This window comes from Hyphomicrobium sp. DY-1 (assembly GCF_047497105.1).
Taxonomy (GTDB): domain Bacteria; phylum Pseudomonadota; class Alphaproteobacteria; order Rhizobiales; family Hyphomicrobiaceae; genus Hyphomicrobium_B.
Genome location: NZ_CP134870.1, coordinates 813,124 through 829,425, shown reverse-complemented (window position 1 = coordinate 829,425; position 16,302 = coordinate 813,124). Strand labels below are relative to the sequence as shown.

Genomic DNA, 16,302 nt, shown 5'->3' with positions numbered 1-16,302 from the left:
GTCAATCAGGCCGCTGTGATTCATTGATACAGGCTCGACCCCGGTGGCTGATAAGAACCTTAAGGACGTTCCGAGCAGCTTCGAACTTCTGCGGTGCATGGAGGAGATGGCCCTCTATCTTCCGGATTTGGAAAGCCCTGATTTCGGGCCAGGTGATTTCAGTCCCAGTCAGAAGACGGAGGCGGGATCTATCATTCTGCCTTATGCGGTTCTCGGCGACGTCGCAGATGCGTTTGTCAGCGCTGCTTATGATCGCGGATGGGTGTTACGCGGCTTTGACTGGGTATCATGGGCTCATTCGGACGAAGCTCAAGCGATGTGCAGCGATCCCTCCACACTTGAGCGAGCGGAGCCATTGCAGCTCGTGTACCTGATAACTGCTTTGATCCGACAGGATCGCTTTTCGGAAGGCGCGTTGCTCGGCTCATTCAAGTCTCGCTTGATCCTCGGCATTGTGCACCGGGCAGCAGCCATTATCGAAGAAGAGAGGCGCCGCTCACTGTCCCCCGTCAGGACCTGCCGGTCGGATTGATCTGATTGCATAAGAGAGAGTTTGCGGCTCATCGTAACCCTGGGAAGGGACACGATGAGACAGAACGGCAAGCAGCAGGCTCCGCAAAGCGCAGAGCGAACCGTCAGGGACATCCGACGGGCGACCCGGCGGCAGTTCTCGGTCGAGGAGAAGATCCGCATCGTCCTTGCAGGCCTGAGAGGCGAGGACAGCATCGCCGAGCTCTGCCGCAAAGAGGGTATTGCCCAGAACCTCTATTACCGATGGTCCAAGGAGTTCCTCGAAGTCGGCAAGAAGCGGCTCGTCGGCGATACCGCCCGCGAGGCGACCTCCGATGAGGTCAAGACGCTCCGGGCCTCGGTCCGATTGTCACTCGTTAATGTTGCCAGACGATCACAATGAAGACGGTAAGATCGTCATTATACGTCACAAATTAATCCGCCCTAAATAAGAATGAGCATATCGATGGCGCTGATCCGGTGATCGAACAACATCGGAGCGCATGAATCCTCGGACCCACGCCAGAGAGCGAAGAGACGGCAGAAAGGCCGCGACCAACGCAGCGAAAGCGTATCGGTAATGATCGCGCCACATCTGGCGATGGTCGCAGCCTCCCATATTCTCCGTCTATTTGCTGTCCCACACGCCATGCGGCGTGATGCTGCCGGAAGCAGAAGCCTCGCGGATTGCATTGCCGTATTCCGAAGAGCCAGCGAATGCGGGCGTGCAAGTGGAGAAGACAACCGCTGCAAAAAGAGCGGACACTATCAATCGAGTCATTGCTAGAACTCCTTTGTTGGTTTCTGACGTGGGCAGATCTCTGGCTGTCGATCGAAGCGAGGGGGCTTGCAGACATCCGAAATCGAATGTTAGTCGCGGGAAACTCGCGAAAAGTTACAGCTGGTCCGAGCCTAATGGGTGCCATGTCAGATCTTGTCGATGAAGCCGAGGAGTACGACGCACAGGTTGCCGCCTATCGGCCGGTGCTGCTCAAGCTCGCGCTCGTGCAGCTTCAGGATCAGGCAACTGCGGAAGATGCCGTACAGGAGACGCTGGTCGCGGCGTTGAGCGGTCGAAAGTCATTTCGTCAAGAAGCCAGCATCAAGACGTGGCTCGTTTCGATCTTAAAGCATAAGATCCTCGACATTATCCGATCGAAAAAGCGATATCAGCTCGCGCCAAGCAAATTCGATGATTCTGACTACGACACCAGTGCCTTCGACGCTTTGTTCGACGAAACGGGTTGCTGGCGAGATACGAAGGATCCATGGACCGACCCGGAAAGCGTTACAGAACGGGCCGCTTTCTTCAAAGTCCTTGAAGCCTGTCTCAGCCGTCTGCCTGAAAAGACATCGCGCGCTTTCATGATGCGGGAATGGTTGGACATCGATGCCGACGAAATTCAGCGGCTGCTCAAGATCACACCCGGTCACTTGCGCATCCTGCTTTATCGCGCGCGAATGCAGCTGCGCTTGTGCATGGACATCAACTGGAGAAGAGGATGAACATGACCCCGAAGATAACTTGTCGCGATACAACTTGGCTCGTCAGCGACAGTCAGGATCGCCGATTGAGCGAGGCCGAATCCCGTGCTCTCGAGCAGCACATTACTGAATGCCCACTATGTTCTAAGGCCAGCATCCAGTTTGAGGTCTTGTTTCGACATTTGCGGACCTACTTCAATCGCGAGACGGATAAGGGTGACCCGAGATGAACGAGGTTCGCTCAGTCGCAGGCTGAATTCACCCTCTTCGCGTCACAAATGAGCTCTATCAGGAGCGATTGATAAGCATCGTAGCAACCCGAGTAAAATGTCTCATTAACTCGGATTTGACATCACACGGCAGTCCGACACGATCTATGGCAATTGCCATGCATTCGAGCCAGCGATCGCGAGCCGTTTTGGAAATCTCGACATGCTCGTGCATTTTGCGAACGTCAGAATGGCCGTAACGCTCGACATAAAGGCGTGGCCCACCGAGGAAGCCCGACAAAAAGCGAAACTGCTCGATGCGTGAATGCGCTACGCCGTGTCCACGCAGGTGCAGGATATGGAGTTCCTCACCAGTGGGTTCAAATTCAATAATATCGTAAAACGATTCAACCAGCGCCCGAAGATTTTTCTCGCCGCCGAGACGGTCATAAAGCGATTTTACAGTTTTTCGAGGCGTCGCGCCGCCGGGGCAATCTGAGGGTGCGTCCATGGAATGATTCGCAAAAAAAATCGGAAGTGCAATTCCTAAGCCTTGAGATCCGCGTTGCGCAAGTGCGCGCCTGACACGACGTAACCGCAGAACGATGGATACTCCCTATAAGGAACGCAGTTCCCGATGTAGGAATGCCAGAGCCAAACTATAGGCAGCGGGTTATGGACCCTATAACGATTTGCTCTTCGACAAATCTTCTCTCGTGCCCGAAACAGGAATGTCTCGAACCGCGCTGATACATAATGCGTGGTGTTTGAAAACGTCGAAACACGAATGCATCAAGGTGAACTGTGAACTTTCTTGATTGGAAGGCCTATCGCTCGTCGCTCATGGCCCATATCGGCGACTTTGGGAAGCTGTCTCCGGATAGTGTTAACGGCTATCTGACGACCATGGGAGCAGGTGCAAAGACCGCTCATTTGGACGAGAAAACGCGGCAGCTCATTTCGTTGGCGGTTGCTGTCACGACGCGGTGCGATGGCTGCATTTCTGATCATTCTCAGCTCGCGGTCGATGCCGGTGCCACGAAAGAAGAGATCGCTGAAGCGCTGGGCGTGGCCATTGCGATGAATGCAGGCGCGGCATTGGTCTATTCGGTCCGCGCGATGGACGCTGTCGAACAAGCGAAGAAATAAAAAAATTCCTAGCGGCAGAGCAACGATCAAGGCGCTCGTCCGCGCAGGAGCGGAGCCGGGCGACCCCTACCCCGGCTCCGCTATTAATCTTCAATAAGTGGCCGGGGGATGTTCGACAGTTCTTTTCATTTGAACCGCCTCATTCATCGCCGCAACGACGTTAATTGGATGTTCCCGTAACGCCAGGGCGTTCTTCCCCGACTAATCGCCATACCCAACGCAAAAATGCGTGATCGGCCGGGACGGCGTGATTTGCGACAACCTCGCCTCCTGGCTGCATTTGGGTGGCTCTACCGGAGGAGAGAACAGCATGAAGACTATTTTAGTATCTGTTTTGATTACGAGCGCGTTTATGGCGGCGGAATCGGTGTCGCTGAAGGCGGACGAAGCCACGCCAGATAGCCTAGTTCACGCTCTTAACGGCGTGTTCGGCGAGCACATGGTCCGGGCGGTACATGCAAAAGGAACAGTCCTTAAGGGCACATTCATAGCTGCAGCCGGTGCCGAGCGGCTTTCTGAAGCACCGCATCTGCAAAGCGGTTCCGAAGTGCCCGTGATTGTGCGCTTTTCCGACTTCGCCGGCGTCCCAACGATTCCTGACAACGATGGTCTTGCAAGTCCCCGAGGCATGGCGATTAAGTTCAAGCTGCCTGATGGCACCGATACTGACATCGTCGCACATTCTTTCAATGGATTCCCCGTAGCCACCGCCGACGAATTTCAGCAATTGCTTATCGCATTGGCGAATTCAAAACCTGACACGCCCAAGCCCACACCCCTTGACAAGTTTCTTGGCGGTCACCCGATAGCAAAGGCGTTTCTTACGGCACCGAAGCCGATGCCAGAGAGTTACGCGACCTTGCCATACTTCGGAGTGAATTCGTTCAAGTTCACGAACAAGAGCGGAACGGAGACCTTCGGAAGATATGAAATTATCCCGGGCGCCGGAGAGCATTTCTTTTCTGATAAAGAGGCCAAGTCGAAGTCCGCGAACTACCTCATCGACGAAATCGCTCAGAGGGTAAAAACGCAACCTGTTGTCTTCTCGCTCGTGGTTCAAAAATCAGCAGCAGGCGACAAAATAGCGGATCCTTCGATCGCATGGCCTGCTAGCCGGCCAACCGTCCTACTCGGCACGATCCGCCTCACAGAAAGTCTCGGGGGTGATGCATCGAACTCCAAGCTCTTTTTCATGCCAAATGCGGTACCAGCGGGAATTGAGCCTGCCGATCCGATGATCGATGCAAGGGCCGGTGCCTACGCAGTTTCGGTAGCGCACCGAATGAAATGATGATGCACGAGTCGCGCGACACAATGCGCGACTCGCCTTCAAGAATCGGAATGTGCTTCACCCACGTGTCAGAACGACGTCGTTAATAACGAGAGGCTTGTCGGCGTAACAGAAACGAGAATCCGTTCAGCAGCGTGCATAATGTCGAAGACCAAATTGTTATGGAGGCTATAGTCAGCAGTTATGAAACTTACGTCGCCTGCAAACGGCTTGAGCGACGAACTCGCGCTATGGAGTGTGGCGTATAATTGGATGAGTATAGAGTCGATAACGAATTGGTCTTCGACATCTTCTCAAGCTTCGCCATAGTCGGAAATGAGTGCCTATCGGGGCAATCGCTCCCTAGAATTGGACGCGGTATAGCACTCAAGCCTACAGCCTACGCTGACCGTCTTACCTTGAAATCCTTCGGTGCCAGCATGATGTCGGCAAGGGTGTGCTTATCGAGTGTGGCTGCGAAGGCGAGAAGCGCTTCATTCAAGACGCCTTTCAAGCGGCAGCGTGGTGTAATGAGACAGCTGTTTTGCGTGCCAAAGCATTCAACCAATGCGAAATCGGGTTCCGTCGCGCGCACCACATCGCCAAGTCGGATCTTTTCCGGACGAAGGGCGAGTGCGAAGCCGCCGGATCTTCCGCGTACGCCGCGTAGGAAGCCGGCATTTGTCAATTGGTTGACCACTTTCATCAGGTGAGTACGCGAAATCCCGTAAACCTCTGCGGTTTCTTCAATCGTGATGAGGCGATCACCGTGCGAAGCCGCGAAAAGCAAGACTCGGAGGGCGAAGTCGGTGAAGTTGGTCAGTCTCACAAGCAGCTCCACGTCGGAAATGACAACCACGTTCGATAATGCCGAAAAGATGCATCGAGCTTATATATTTTTCAAGCAAACCATCTGCGCGGCCGACGACGAAACCTTATATGGCGCTTTGTTTATTGCAGAACAGTCGCAGCCAAAGCAGTAAAGCCAATGGAAATGAAGCCCGTTGAGTTGCGGCGCCATCCAAAATCACATGCGCCTTATGTGCCTGCTTCGTATTTTGGCATTGTTCTGGGCCTCGCTGGACTGGCCAATACTTGGCGCGTTGCCCACCGAGTGTGGGGCCTGCCTATCTGCGTGGGGGAAATCATCGGGGCGGTGGCGACCTTCTTGTGGGCCGCTCTATTGATCGCTTACGCTTTGAAATGGTCGGTCGCGCGCGAAGCAGCCTGGAAGGAATTGCGACATCCAGTCGATGGTAGCTTCATCGGTCTCGTCGGTGTTGCAACCACGCTCATCGCGGGATTGATGGATAACTATTCCCATCCCGTTGCGCTTGGTCTTTTCATCGCGGGCAGTTGCTTCAGCCTCTCCTATGCGGTTTGGCAAACGGCAGAGTTGTGGCGCAATGATCGCGGCCACGAATCGACGACGGCGGCGATGTATCTCCCTACGGTGGCCGGCAGCTTCGTTGCCGGCACGACAGCGGCGACATTGGGTTTTCGCGATTGGGGTGAACTCGCATTCGGTGCAGGCGTATTTTCTTGGCTTGCGATCGAATCCGTTCTTGCGCATCGCTTGTACACTGTAAGCGGCTTGCCCAAATCGCAGCGCCCGAGTCTCGGGATACAATTTGCGCCACCAGTCGTCGGAGGCGTTACTTATCTAAGCATTACATCGGGTCCGCCGGACTTGGTGGCGATGGCTTTGATGGGCTACGGGCTCTTACAGGCGCTTGTCGTCATTCGCTTGTTGCCATGGATCAGAAAAGAACCGTTTGGCCCCTCTTATTGGGCTTTCACGTTCGGAGCGGCTTCCTTAGCTACCATGCTTTTGCGCATGTTGGAGCGGGGCGGTAATAGACCTGTTGCGATACTCGCGCCTCTGGCATTTGTCGCAGCCAATATGGTAATCGGGACAATCGCGCTCGCGAGCGCGCGCTATTTTATTCAGCGATTTGAGGCGGCTCTTCGTCGATCTAATCAACGCCGCACTGCGCGGGCAACGCGCGAGCCAGGCATTTCGCGCGCGGAATCCTAATCAAAGGCAACGATCAGCCATGTTGTGACTGCATCGGCAGATAGCAGCAACCGCTGAGCATTAAAGATACATTATTGCATCTTTTTGGTGTCCGGTATAAGAGGCATCGGTGATGCATCTTTTTGGTGCGGTGTGACTTCAATTCGGGAATGATGTGATGAAATCGCTGAGTGAGACTACGATTGCCGTTGTCAAGGCGACCGTCCCGGCCCTGTCCGCGCATGGGCAGGCCATAACCACGGAGATGTATGCCCGGCTCTTTCAAGATGAGCACATTAGAGCGCTCTTCAATCAATCCAACCAAGGCGATGACGGCAAGCAGGTGAAAGCCCTGGCTTCAGCGATTCTCGGCTACGCACAGAACATCGAAAATCTCGGGGCCTTAACGCCGGTCGTGGAACGCATTGCGCAGAAACACATTGGCTACAACATCTACCCGGAGCACTATCCATATGTCGCCAAGGCGCTGCTCGCTGCCATTGAGCACGTGCTCGGCGACGCGGCGACGCCGGAAATTATGACCGCTTGGGGAGAGGCTTACTGGTTCCTTGCCGAGATCTTGATAGGGCGGGAAAAGGCAATTCGGAATGAAATCGAAGCAGTTGAGGGCGGGTGGACCGGATGGCGGGACTTTGTCATCTCGGAGAAGGTGAAGGAGAGTGCTGTCATCACCTCATTCGTGATGCGTCCCGTCGATGGCGGAAAAATCATCCCGCATAAGCCGGGCCAGTACCTGACCTTCGCGCTTGCGCCACAAGGCCGTACACCGATGAAGCGCAACTATTCCATTTCGAGCGCACCGAGCGAAGAAACCTACCGCATCTCTGTCAAACGCGAAGCGAATGGCCAGGGAGGATCGAGGTATTTGCATGATGAGATCGATGTCGGAGCGACGCTTCAAGCGACTCCGCCTGCCGGTGATTTTTACTTACCCGACGATCAAAGTCGCCCCATAATCCTTTTATCCGGCGGCGTGGGCCTGACGCCGATGGTAAGCATAGTGGAGACAGTGGCGGCGCGGCATCCGGATATCGACGTCCATTACATTCACGGCGCTCTCAATAGTTCGACCCATGCTATGGACGCCCATGTGCGCACAATCGCCAAACAACACGGCCGAATCTCAGTTGCAACCTTTTATTCAGAGCCCGCGACGTCCGACGTTCTCGGAAAATCGCACGATGTAGAAGGCATGATCACGGCCGACTGGTTGGCCGCCAACACGCCGTTGCAGCAGGCCGACATTTTCGTTTGCGGGCCACGGCCATTTCTGCGCGCGATGGTAGGCGATCTTTCTCGAGCGGGCGTGGCGTCTTCGCGGATCCATTATGAATTCTTCGGCCCTGCGGACGAGCTTCTGGCCGCATAGTGCAAGACGAACCGTCGCCACCGCGGCCTTCCCGCCGCGGCGGTCAGAAACGGGAAAGGAATGACTATGACGTCGAACCGATTGCGTGTTGGTCCTGGAGAGGCGGTAGGCGTCACAGAGTCGATGATTGCCGAGGTGGTGAACGCGTTCTACGCGCGCATTCGGTCTGACGACTCGCTGGGCCCCATATTCGAGCGCGTCATCGGCGAAAACTGGGATCACCATCTCTCAAAAATGCGCGATTTCTGGTCATCGGTGCTTCTGATGTCGGGCCGCTTCCATGGAACTCCGATGGCCGCTCACATAAAGCTCGGCGACCTAGAGCCTCATCATTTCAAGATCTGGCTCGATCTGTTCGAAAAGACCGTGACTGAGATCTGCCCGCTCGAGGCCGCTGCATTATTTGTGATGAAGGCGAACATGATCGCGCAAAGTTTGCAGCTCGGAATCGCCCACCACCGGGGCGATCCGCTGGTTGGTCGTCCCGAATCACGAGCGACAGTGGCTGACGACCCGCCTATCACTTTGCCGGAAACACCGGCGGGGCGCCCTTATCCTTGACGAAAAAGGCGAGGAACTTTGCGGGTTCCGTTTGGCTGGCATTGTGTCCGACGATGTGGATGTCGTCAGGACCCTCAAAGAATGTCTGACCGTTATGCAAGGTGACCTCCTTGCCGCCGCGTACCTGCATGACAACGCTTCCTTCGAGCACGTAGACAAAAACTGAAGCATTGTGACGGTGGACTGGATCTGAGCCGCCAGGCGGATACTGGACGAGAAGAAGTGCGCCCTCCTTGCCTGGAATGCCCTTCAGATCTTTTGAGAGGAGAGGCGTGACTTTGGTCGTCCCTGCGGCAGCAACAATCCTCGGATGAACGGACATGACCGTAACGGCCAGTATGAGAGTAAGCATACGATAGAACATCTTCGCCTTTCCTTCTGTGTGCGTTGTCAATCTCTCGCGCCGTCCCGCGCTTCGTGGAGCCTCTCGTGCTCAAGACGAAAATCCGGCTGCCAACCCAAGTCCTCAAGCGCTTTGTCGATCACAACCGCGCCTTCCGGTTCGGCGATGTTGTAGGCTCCGGAGCGGCCATGGTTGATGGCAAGCAAAGCAGCATATGCTGCGGCATCGACATGCACCGGCGAGCGGCCGTGGGGTACCTTCGACCATGTGCCATCACCGTAGAGCTCACCGTAGCGAAGGACGATGCCGATAAAATCGTTCTGGTCGATCACCGCACGTTCGAGCGCGATGACACCTCCGACGGTTACGGCGCGAAGACCATCTGCGTGCTCGTCCAGCGGATCGTCTTCATGATAAGGCGGCACGTGCGGAGCGTAGGCCCATGCGATGCTTTGTGCGATCAGCCGTTGCACGCCAGCAGCGCGTGAGGCGGCGACCAAATTGTACGTGCCCTCGCGGCGAAGTCGCGCGTTTCGTTTCAAAACCCCCGCTTGTACCTCCGGCGTCAATCCCGCTGAAAGATCCGTCAGCTGATGAATGACAACGCTCGGCCGTGCAGCTTTGACCGCGAGTTTCAGCGCTTCGCCATCGAGGACGTTAACAATGACAGGATCGATGCCAAGTCCATGCAGCTTACTTGCGCCCTCGGTGGTTCTGGTCGTTCCAGTAACAGTATGACCGTCTCTAAGAAGCAGAGGGATCAAGGAGCGTCCGATGACGCCCGTGGCTCCGGCAAGAAAAACTCTATGTTTCACGACGGCTTCGCTTACTCTTGACCTGGATGTGTTTTCTTTGCCCTGCACGCATCGCCATCTGGCGTGCTTTTTCGCGCTCGGTCTGTCGGTCTGCGAACCAGCCGCGAACCTTCTCGGGAAAATCATTGGGGAGTCGTTTTTCGATGAAGCCTCTGGAAAGCGAGGCAAGGCTCGTTTGTGCCAACTCCGCTCGGAGAACCTGTTCCGCACGGAGCATTACAGCGTGAATTCCACAAACGCCTCGAGTCGCCCATGCCGGCGCACTGCCGTCAAACAGAACGCATCGCGCCCTTATTTCTTGGCAATCGAATAGGGCCTTTCGTCCTTCGATCGCGTCGACAATGTCCAGAACGCTTATTTTCTCCGGCGGCCGCGCAAGCCGATAGCCGCCGCGGATCCCGGTCATCGCCTCGACAATCCGGGCTTTCTCGAGTTTCTGAAAGATCTTTGCCAGAAAGGTCGGCGAAACGCCCTGCAACTCCGCAAGATCCCTACTGCTTGGCGGGTGATCCAACGGCGCTGCAATCCAAAGAAGGCAATGAAGAGCGTATTCGACGCCATTTCCGATATGAGCCATAACAGAGACTATATAGATCCTTGTTATAGCGAGCAAGTGCAGCGAGAAGGGAATGCCGATCAGCCGCTATCAGTGCTCCTTTGCTGTTTCAGGATGTCTACGAGGGCCTTGGCAGCCGCGCTTCGGTAGGCGTCTTTTCGTTGCAGCACGGATAACGTCCAGGTACCTGGAGACGGTAAAAGCGAAACGGCCTTGAGGCCGGTGAGTTGCCTCGCGGTTGCCGACGGCATCACCGTCGCGACCGGCGCACCTCGCACGATGGCGATAATCGAATCCGCTGAATTAGATTCGATTGCGATCCGGGGGCGCACCTTGTGGTTCCGGAAATAGCGATCGATCGGGCCGCGCGTAATGAACGCCTTTGTCAGTAATGCAAGATCGGCGCCCTTAAGCTCCGACACCCGCACCTTATCTCGCCCGTAAAGCGAATGCCGCTTGCCGACCACGAGACAGAGTTCGTCGTCTTCGATCTGCTCGACTTCGATCTCCTCGCTCTCGACATCGCTGAACGCCAAGCCGATATCAATGGAGTCGTCGATCAGAGCAGCCTCAAGCGCGGCTTGCGCAAGTATGTCGATCGTGACCGCAACGCCAGGATGCTGTATGTAAAACGCTTGCATCAGGGGTCCAACTAAGTGCGTGGTGAAAAGCGGAAGAAATGCGACGCGAAGTGTACCGCCAAAGGCCCTCGCGACGTCCTGCATCGCCCGCTCTCCGGCATTAAGCTCACGCAGAGCGCGACGCACATGCTCGATATAGGTTCGTCCCTCGTCCGTTGGTCTCACCGTTCGACCTGAGCGGTCGAAGAGTTGCACGCCGAGTTGAGCCTCGAGATCGATGATCCGTTGCGAGAGAGCCGGCTGCGAGATGTGGAGGGCAGATGCGGCGCGAGTGAAGTTTCCGTGATCCGCGACGGCGAGAATGTAGTGCGCCTGCCGAACAAGCATAATCAGCCACCTATGATATCAATAATATTTTGGTCTTGGACATTATTGCATATCGGACGCATTTCCTATGGGCAGACGAGCTTTTGGTATCTCGATGTCTGATCACGGAGGAAACGACATGCTCGGAGAAGTTTCGCGGAGAAATATCATGGCCTTGGGCGTAGGCGCCGGAGTCGGACTAGGATTGTCCGGGCTCAATGCGCCGACTTTTGCAAAAGAAGCAGAGCAGCGCACCCAAGCGCCGTATTGGTATCGCTTCTATGTTGGCGATGCGGAAATATCTGTCGTCTCCGATGGGTGGCAGATGCTCGGCGATCCGACGAACACATTTCTGGGAGGCCCGGAGGGAGAGGTTCGTCGAGAGTTGACCGAAAATTTCATGAACCCGACGGATATGAACATCGAGCTCAATTCCTTCGTCGTGAACATGAACGGCAAGCTCGTTCTGTTCGACACAGGCCTCGGCACATCGAAGATGTTTGGTCCAAAGGGAGGGCTGTTGGCAAATACCCTGGCAGCGGCTGGGATCAAACGCGAAGATATCGATGCCGTCGTCATCTCGCACGGCCACATTGACCACATCGGTGGCATCGTCGATGCGAACGATGCCCTCATGTATCCGAACGCTCACGTCTATATGAGCCAGGCTGATTTTGATTACTGGACCGATGAGGGGCAGATGGATTTGCCCTGGAAGAAGAAATTCATCGCCCACGCCCGCAAGAACCTGCTGCCCGCCCGCGATCGCCTGACGTTCTTCAAGGATGATCAGGAGTTTCTTCCGGGCATCACGGCCATTTCCGCTCCGGGTCACACGCTCGGTCACACCATGTTCAATATTCAGTCGAAAGGGCGGTCATTCATGTTCGTCGGCGATATTTCGCATCACTCGGTGCTTCTCATTGAAAATCCACGCATGGAATTTGTGTTCGACACGGACAGAAAGCTGGCGGTGAAAACGCGCCTAAAGATGCTCGATTTCCTTGCGACGAATAAGATTCCAATCCTGGCCTATCATTTTGCGTGGCCCGGATACGGGCATTTCGCCAAGCAAGGCGATGGATTCCGCTATCTGCCGGCCCCGATGAATATGAATCTCTGATGGAAGACGGCGGAGCCACTCAGAATGAGAGGGCTCCGCCGCAAGGCGATAGCCGAAGAGAAAGACTCCCCATGAAGTATGCAAAATCAAATGATGAATACGGCCGTTTTCGTATCGCCCTGAACGTGGGGCTGGCGACCGCCGTGACCTCGGTATTGGCTGGTATCTGGTTCTTGTCGCGAGGCTGAGCGCCGGGAGCTTCGTTCGGGAAACCGAGCAAGATAAGGAAGACGCGTCAATGTATTCTATCGTGAAAGGAAAATCCAAGCGAAGAAAAATAACGACGCGGCATGAGCATTCCCTTGCTCAATGTATCGAGCGAGCGGCAAGAGCATAGCTCGCCAAAACATTTTTTGCCATCACGCCGCAATTATATGATTTTGAGTGACTCGGACAGATGTGAAAGACGCTTGCCCAATGATGCGGGAGGGCAATGAACGGGTTCCGAGCTTGCTTCTACTTGTCAGGGGAAACTGCATTTCGTCTGCTCATGCCTGCATCGCGAGGCGCCGACTGGGCATCATGGGCCCATTCGGACGAAGCTCAAGAGGAGTGTAGCGATCCACCCACAGCCGCACGAGTGGAATCGATGCAACTCTTGCACTTGATTACAGCTTTGATCCGACAGGATCGTTTCTGCGAGGGCACGTTGCTTGGCGCATGCAAGTCAAGCGTTCTTCTATAGCGGCGAGAGCACATTATCCGTTACCAGCCGCAGCTATTGTTCAAGCACGGCGGCATAGATAAAGCAGTTTGAAGCATGCAGGCTCCGGTGAAGCTGTCGCTATCGCCGAACGAGTCTCGGCAGTGGGTAGCGCCGCACATGCACTTGCCTACTGCGAGGCCGTGCGATCGTACGAAAGAGCCGCCAAAGGAAATAGGTTCTTCAAATATATTCACGTCCAGGGATATTGGTTCCACATGTGGCGTAACTCACGAGTGTTATAGATCGCACTTTTCCCAGAGTTGCCCTCACGGCCGTACATTCTCTATCTCGCAGAGGGCTACCAATCAATTTGGCGGTCGAATAAAAACATTCAAATTTTGAATTTGGATCCTTGGGCACCCTTCAGTTAGCTTTTTTACCTTGCCCGGTTTTCTCGTGCGCAAGGATAATGACTAATCGAGGGGGGGTGGTGGAACAAAGTTGCTTCGGGCACGGGGTCGGAACGCCCTTTGAACTTCTTGTTGTCGAAGACCATCCCATCGTCCTCGCCGGATATCGCCACCTCTTTCAGGGCAGCGCCAGTGTCCTCGTCGAAGCGAAGACCCTTGCGGAGGCGCATAACCAACTCATCACCCAGAAGCCTGACGTGATGTTGATTAACGCAAATCTGCCCGATGGATCTGGTCTCGCGTTTCTGCGCCGATTAAAGCGAGAAAAGTTGTGCATGGGGATCGTTGTATTCTCCATGAGGAGTGATGTTCGTGTGGCAATGCAAGCCATCGACTACGGTGCCAAGGGGTTTGTCACTAAAAGCGAAGGTCCGGAAGACATTGTCGCCGCTGTCCAAGCGGCAGCCCAAGGGGAGATATGGATCACTGACGATCTCATCCGGCGGATTGCCTTCGGAAGGATTAATGGATGTACTCGCATAAAGGCACAGCGTGCTATCTCCGCATCGAAGACGACGCGTTTTACCCGACGGGAAAAGAACATACTCGGTCTGCTGATCCTCGGAGCGGAGGCAACGGAGATTGCGTCAGAACTCAATATCTCACCAATGCTGGTGTCGAGCGACACGGAGGCATTGTGTCGAAAACTCAATGCAAGGACGGTCGACGAGATGATAACTATTGCTGTTGAGTCGAACCTTCAGACCATTGTTTGGTCAACCTATCGGCTGAGGCCAGAACATTGGGAGAAGCGGTTCGCAGCAGCGCAAACCACCTAATTTATCGCCAACCTCCAATCAGTGCCTTGTGTCCGTGCTCCAGCCCTGCGCAAGCGGGGCAATTAGAGCTTCGCAACCGGCATCGCCGTGCAACGTCGAGCGCCTCGCTGAAGTAAAACCTCACGAGGAACAGAATGACTAAAACGCCATCACGCGCGCAAGCGTTGCGACCGAACCTCGAACCGCGTTGGGAGTATGCCCGAGAGCAATAGGGAATATCTTGCGCTTACGAGCCTTTGGCGTTCCAAATAGAACACGCGAGGCTTGGACCGAGGATTGCCCTCCTATCTTGTCGGCAGTAGTCGGAGCAATGCCTCACTTCCCCAGAAGGATAATTCGGGACGATGATTTCGGGAATGAAACGACCTTACTTGATGTGGCTTGCAGTAGGCGCGTTGTACTGTGCCTTCGTCAGCCCGCGTATCGCGTCTGCCGGAGAGTTTCCAAAGAATCAGGCGAGCCTTGATGCATACATTCGAGATTATATCCTCAAAAATCCGTCCATCGTGCGCCAAGCGTTACTGGAACTTCAGCAGCAAGAGGATGGCGACCATGCCAGAGAGGTCTTGCGCGGCTATCGCAAGGACATTTACGGCACAAATTCGCCAGAGATAGGGGATAAGGCTGCGAAGATCACTATTGTCGAGTTCTATGATTACAATTGTCCCTACTGTAGAGCCTCATATCCGCGTCTCAAAGCCTTCCTCAAGACGCATCCCGACACCAAACTGCTGCTCAAAGACACCGCGAGCTTCGGCAAGGACTCGGAGGCTGTTGGACGCCTTGCGCTGGCTGCGAACATACAAGGCGAGTTCGCGGCCTTTCACGATGCGCTCATGTCACAGAAAGGAACGATGACGAATGTCCGCGCCCTCGATATTGCAAAAGGCCTGGGAATCAACATCGAACGCCTGAAGGCGGATGCGAGTTCGGCGAAAATCAGTGAAGCTCTGGATCAGACACGGCTGCTTGCGAATAAACTGAACGTCACCACAACACCGCTTTTTATCATAGGCCATAATGGCATCGTCGGCGTGCCGGATGATTTCGACAAGCAGCTCGCATCCTATGTCGATGCCGTCCGCACCGCAGGTTGTGACGCGTGCTGAGCCGTGACGACGGTCAATCCATTTGTCTAAGGCGAGACTTTCTCCTCCGATGCGGGTGGTTCCGTATGAAACGCTGCGCGCAATAAGGAGCCGCCGAGCAGACCTACGGTCATGGTCGATACAAAAATGATAGGTTCGCCCCGGACGAGACCGAGCGCCGCGATCGCGGAACCAGGACAGAAGCCTGCGAGCCCCCAACCAATCCCGAAAACTGCGGCGCCGACGACCAACCGGAAGTCGACAACATGTACCGTCGGCAGATGGAATGCGCGATCAAAAAGAGGCGCTCCGTGCGCCCGCGCAAGCCAGAAGCCGGTCGCCGCGATGAGAAGAGCGCCTCCCATGACGAAATCGAGCGAGGGATCCCATGTCCCCGCCACGTCGAAGAAGTTCAGGACTTTGGCGGGATTGATCATGCCTGAGATCGTAATCCCCGCTCCGAAAACAAGGCCGAACAGGTAGTACAACACCGAGCGTATCATGGTGTTCCTCCCAACACATGGCGTAAGACGAAGACCGTTACCCCAGCGGTAAGCATAAACGTGAGCGTCGCTACGAGGGAGCGCACTGAAAGCCGGGAATTCCCGCAGATCCCATGACCTGAGGTGCAGCCCGAGGCGAGGCTGACGCCCACGCCGACGATCAGTCCGCTGACCGCCAGCGTTAGCGTGGATATGGATGTTGAGAACGGGACCTCGAGTTTGGCCAGCCGTTGAAGGAGAAATGGCGCGCTTGCAATTCCAATCAGGAACGCGAACCGCCACACGAAGCCACCCCCCGCGTTCGTGAGCATGCCTTGAATCATGCCGGAGATCCCCGCAATTCGTCCGTAGCAGACCATAAGCATAGCGGCAGCGGCACCGATCAATAGCCCTCCCTCGAGCGATTGCAGGGGTGTGAAATCCGTCATCGTCGTTCCTTCA

21 protein-coding genes and 1 pseudogene are annotated in these 16,302 nt (G+C 55.2%); 13 read left to right on the top strand and 9 right to left on the bottom strand.

Annotation, left to right across the window (positions count from 1 at the left end):
- Nucleotides 1-43 precede the first annotated feature (43 nt).
- Both RLW41_RS04000 and RLW41_RS03995 read left to right on the top strand, forming a co-directional pair.
- Nucleotides 44-532, top strand: a complete 489-nt coding sequence (locus RLW41_RS04000) for a DUF6508 domain-containing protein (RefSeq protein ID WP_414463582.1) — start codon at nucleotides 44-46, stop codon at nucleotides 530-532.
- A gap of 54 nt (nucleotides 533-586) precedes the next feature.
- A pseudogene (locus RLW41_RS03995) lies at nucleotides 587-865 on the top strand (transposase); the annotation flags it as partial.
- 273 nt (nucleotides 866-1,138) lie between these two features.
- Here RLW41_RS03995 and RLW41_RS03990 read toward each other — a convergent pair.
- Nucleotides 1,139-1,291: a hypothetical protein gene (locus RLW41_RS03990; RefSeq protein ID WP_414463581.1), complete on the bottom strand. Its 153-nt coding sequence runs from the start codon at nucleotides 1,289-1,291 to the stop codon at nucleotides 1,139-1,141.
- 143 nt (nucleotides 1,292-1,434) lie between these two features.
- Here RLW41_RS03990 and RLW41_RS03985 point away from each other — a divergent pair, with 143 nt between their 5' ends.
- Nucleotides 1,435-2,016, top strand: a complete 582-nt coding sequence (locus tag RLW41_RS03985) for a sigma-70 family RNA polymerase sigma factor (RefSeq protein WP_414463580.1) — start codon at nucleotides 1,435-1,437, stop codon at nucleotides 2,014-2,016.
- Nucleotides 2,013-2,225 (top strand): zf-HC2 domain-containing protein, encoded by a 213-nt coding sequence (locus RLW41_RS03980; RefSeq protein WP_414463579.1) that lies wholly within the window; start codon nucleotides 2,013-2,015, stop codon nucleotides 2,223-2,225. Before RLW41_RS03985 ends, RLW41_RS03980 begins: the two co-directional genes overlap by 4 nt.
- A 58-nt stretch (nucleotides 2,226-2,283) precedes the next feature.
- Here the strand turns inward: RLW41_RS03980 and RLW41_RS03975 are convergent, their stop codons facing one another.
- On the bottom strand, nucleotides 2,284-2,715 hold the full coding sequence (locus RLW41_RS03975; protein ID WP_414463578.1) for a group II truncated hemoglobin: 432 nt from the start codon (nucleotides 2,713-2,715) through the stop codon (nucleotides 2,284-2,286).
- A 332-nt stretch (nucleotides 2,716-3,047) separates the two neighbouring features.
- On the opposite strand from RLW41_RS03975, the gene RLW41_RS03970 reads away from it, so the two are divergent.
- Both RLW41_RS03970 and RLW41_RS03965 read left to right on the top strand, forming a co-directional pair.
- Nucleotides 3,048-3,353, top strand: coding sequence for a carboxymuconolactone decarboxylase family protein (locus RLW41_RS03970; RefSeq protein ID WP_414464660.1), 306 nt, complete (start codon nucleotides 3,048-3,050; stop codon nucleotides 3,351-3,353).
- 310 nt (nucleotides 3,354-3,663) lie between these two features.
- Complete coding sequence (locus RLW41_RS03965) at nucleotides 3,664-4,644, top strand: catalase family peroxidase (protein WP_414463577.1); 981 nt, start codon at nucleotides 3,664-3,666, stop codon at nucleotides 4,642-4,644.
- Nucleotides 4,645-5,023: 379 nt separating this feature from the next.
- Here the strand turns inward: RLW41_RS03965 and RLW41_RS03960 are convergent, their stop codons facing one another.
- Complete coding sequence (locus RLW41_RS03960; RefSeq protein WP_414463576.1) at nucleotides 5,024-5,452, bottom strand: Rrf2 family transcriptional regulator; 429 nt, start codon at nucleotides 5,450-5,452, stop codon at nucleotides 5,024-5,026.
- A gap of 159 nt (nucleotides 5,453-5,611) precedes the next feature.
- Here RLW41_RS03960 and tehA point away from each other — a divergent pair, with 159 nt between their 5' ends.
- From tehA to RLW41_RS03945, 3 genes are all read left to right on the top strand, one after another.
- Entirely contained in the window at nucleotides 5,612-6,661 is a 1,050-nt protein-coding gene (tehA, locus tag RLW41_RS03955; RefSeq protein WP_414463575.1) for a dicarboxylate transporter/tellurite-resistance protein TehA, read from the top strand.
- Between the two features lie 154 nt (nucleotides 6,662-6,815).
- Nucleotides 6,816-8,030 carry an NO-inducible flavohemoprotein gene (gene hmpA, locus RLW41_RS03950; protein WP_414463574.1) on the top strand — a complete coding sequence of 405 codons (1,215 nt, stop codon included), beginning with the start codon at nucleotides 6,816-6,818 and terminating at the stop codon, nucleotides 8,028-8,030.
- A gap of 66 nt (nucleotides 8,031-8,096) precedes the next feature.
- Complete coding sequence (locus tag RLW41_RS03945) at nucleotides 8,097-8,591, top strand: group III truncated hemoglobin (RefSeq protein ID WP_414463573.1); 495 nt, start codon at nucleotides 8,097-8,099, stop codon at nucleotides 8,589-8,591.
- Here the strand turns inward: RLW41_RS03945 and RLW41_RS03940 are convergent.
- From RLW41_RS03940 to cynR, 4 genes are read right to left on the bottom strand one after another with little or no spacing between them, the layout of a single operon-like run.
- On the bottom strand, nucleotides 8,551-8,943 hold the full coding sequence (locus RLW41_RS03940; protein ID WP_414463572.1) for a cupin domain-containing protein: 393 nt from the start codon (nucleotides 8,941-8,943) through the stop codon (nucleotides 8,551-8,553). The two genes, RLW41_RS03945 and RLW41_RS03940, sit on opposite strands and share 41 nt — an antisense overlap.
- Before the next feature lie 38 nt (nucleotides 8,944-8,981).
- Nucleotides 8,982-9,749, bottom strand: coding sequence for an NAD-dependent epimerase/dehydratase family protein (locus tag RLW41_RS03935; protein ID WP_414463571.1), 768 nt, complete (start codon nucleotides 9,747-9,749; stop codon nucleotides 8,982-8,984).
- Nucleotides 9,739-10,326: an RrF2 family transcriptional regulator gene (locus RLW41_RS03930; RefSeq protein WP_414463570.1), complete on the bottom strand. Its 588-nt coding sequence runs from the start codon at nucleotides 10,324-10,326 to the stop codon at nucleotides 9,739-9,741. Before RLW41_RS03930 ends, RLW41_RS03935 begins: the two co-directional genes overlap by 11 nt.
- Before the next feature lie 59 nt (nucleotides 10,327-10,385).
- Nucleotides 10,386-11,273 carry a transcriptional regulator CynR gene (cynR, locus tag RLW41_RS03925; protein WP_414463569.1) on the bottom strand — a complete coding sequence of 296 codons (888 nt, stop codon included), beginning with the start codon at nucleotides 11,271-11,273 and terminating at the stop codon, nucleotides 10,386-10,388.
- A gap of 118 nt (nucleotides 11,274-11,391) precedes the next feature.
- Here cynR and RLW41_RS03920 point away from each other — a divergent pair, with 118 nt between their 5' ends.
- The 4 genes from RLW41_RS03920 (at nucleotide 11,392) to RLW41_RS03905 (ending at nucleotide 15,379) form a co-directional block, all read left to right on the top strand.
- Complete coding sequence (locus tag RLW41_RS03920) at nucleotides 11,392-12,375, top strand: MBL fold metallo-hydrolase (protein ID WP_414463568.1); 984 nt, start codon at nucleotides 11,392-11,394, stop codon at nucleotides 12,373-12,375.
- A gap of 433 nt (nucleotides 12,376-12,808) precedes the next feature.
- A complete protein-coding gene (locus RLW41_RS03915) occupies nucleotides 12,809-13,060 on the top strand; it encodes a DUF6508 domain-containing protein (protein WP_414463567.1) in 252 nt (83 codons plus the stop codon).
- A 451-nt stretch (nucleotides 13,061-13,511) separates the two neighbouring features.
- Nucleotides 13,512-14,270 carry a response regulator gene (locus RLW41_RS03910; protein WP_414463566.1) on the top strand — a complete coding sequence of 253 codons (759 nt, stop codon included), beginning with the start codon at nucleotides 13,512-13,514 and terminating at the stop codon, nucleotides 14,268-14,270.
- Between the two features lie 344 nt (nucleotides 14,271-14,614).
- Nucleotides 14,615-15,379, top strand: a complete 765-nt coding sequence (locus tag RLW41_RS03905; protein WP_414463565.1) for a DsbA family protein — start codon at nucleotides 14,615-14,617, stop codon at nucleotides 15,377-15,379.
- A 26-nt stretch (nucleotides 15,380-15,405) separates the two neighbouring features.
- On the opposite strand, the gene RLW41_RS03900 is transcribed toward RLW41_RS03905, so the two are convergent.
- Both RLW41_RS03900 and RLW41_RS03895 read right to left on the bottom strand, forming a co-directional pair.
- Entirely contained in the window at nucleotides 15,406-15,861 is a 456-nt protein-coding gene (locus RLW41_RS03900; protein ID WP_414463564.1) for a DUF6691 family protein, read from the bottom strand.
- A complete protein-coding gene (locus RLW41_RS03895) occupies nucleotides 15,858-16,289 on the bottom strand; it encodes a YeeE/YedE family protein (protein ID WP_414463563.1) in 432 nt (143 codons plus the stop codon). The genes RLW41_RS03900 and RLW41_RS03895 overlap by 4 nt, the downstream gene beginning before the upstream one ends.
- Between the last annotated feature and the right edge of the window lie 13 nt (nucleotides 16,290-16,302).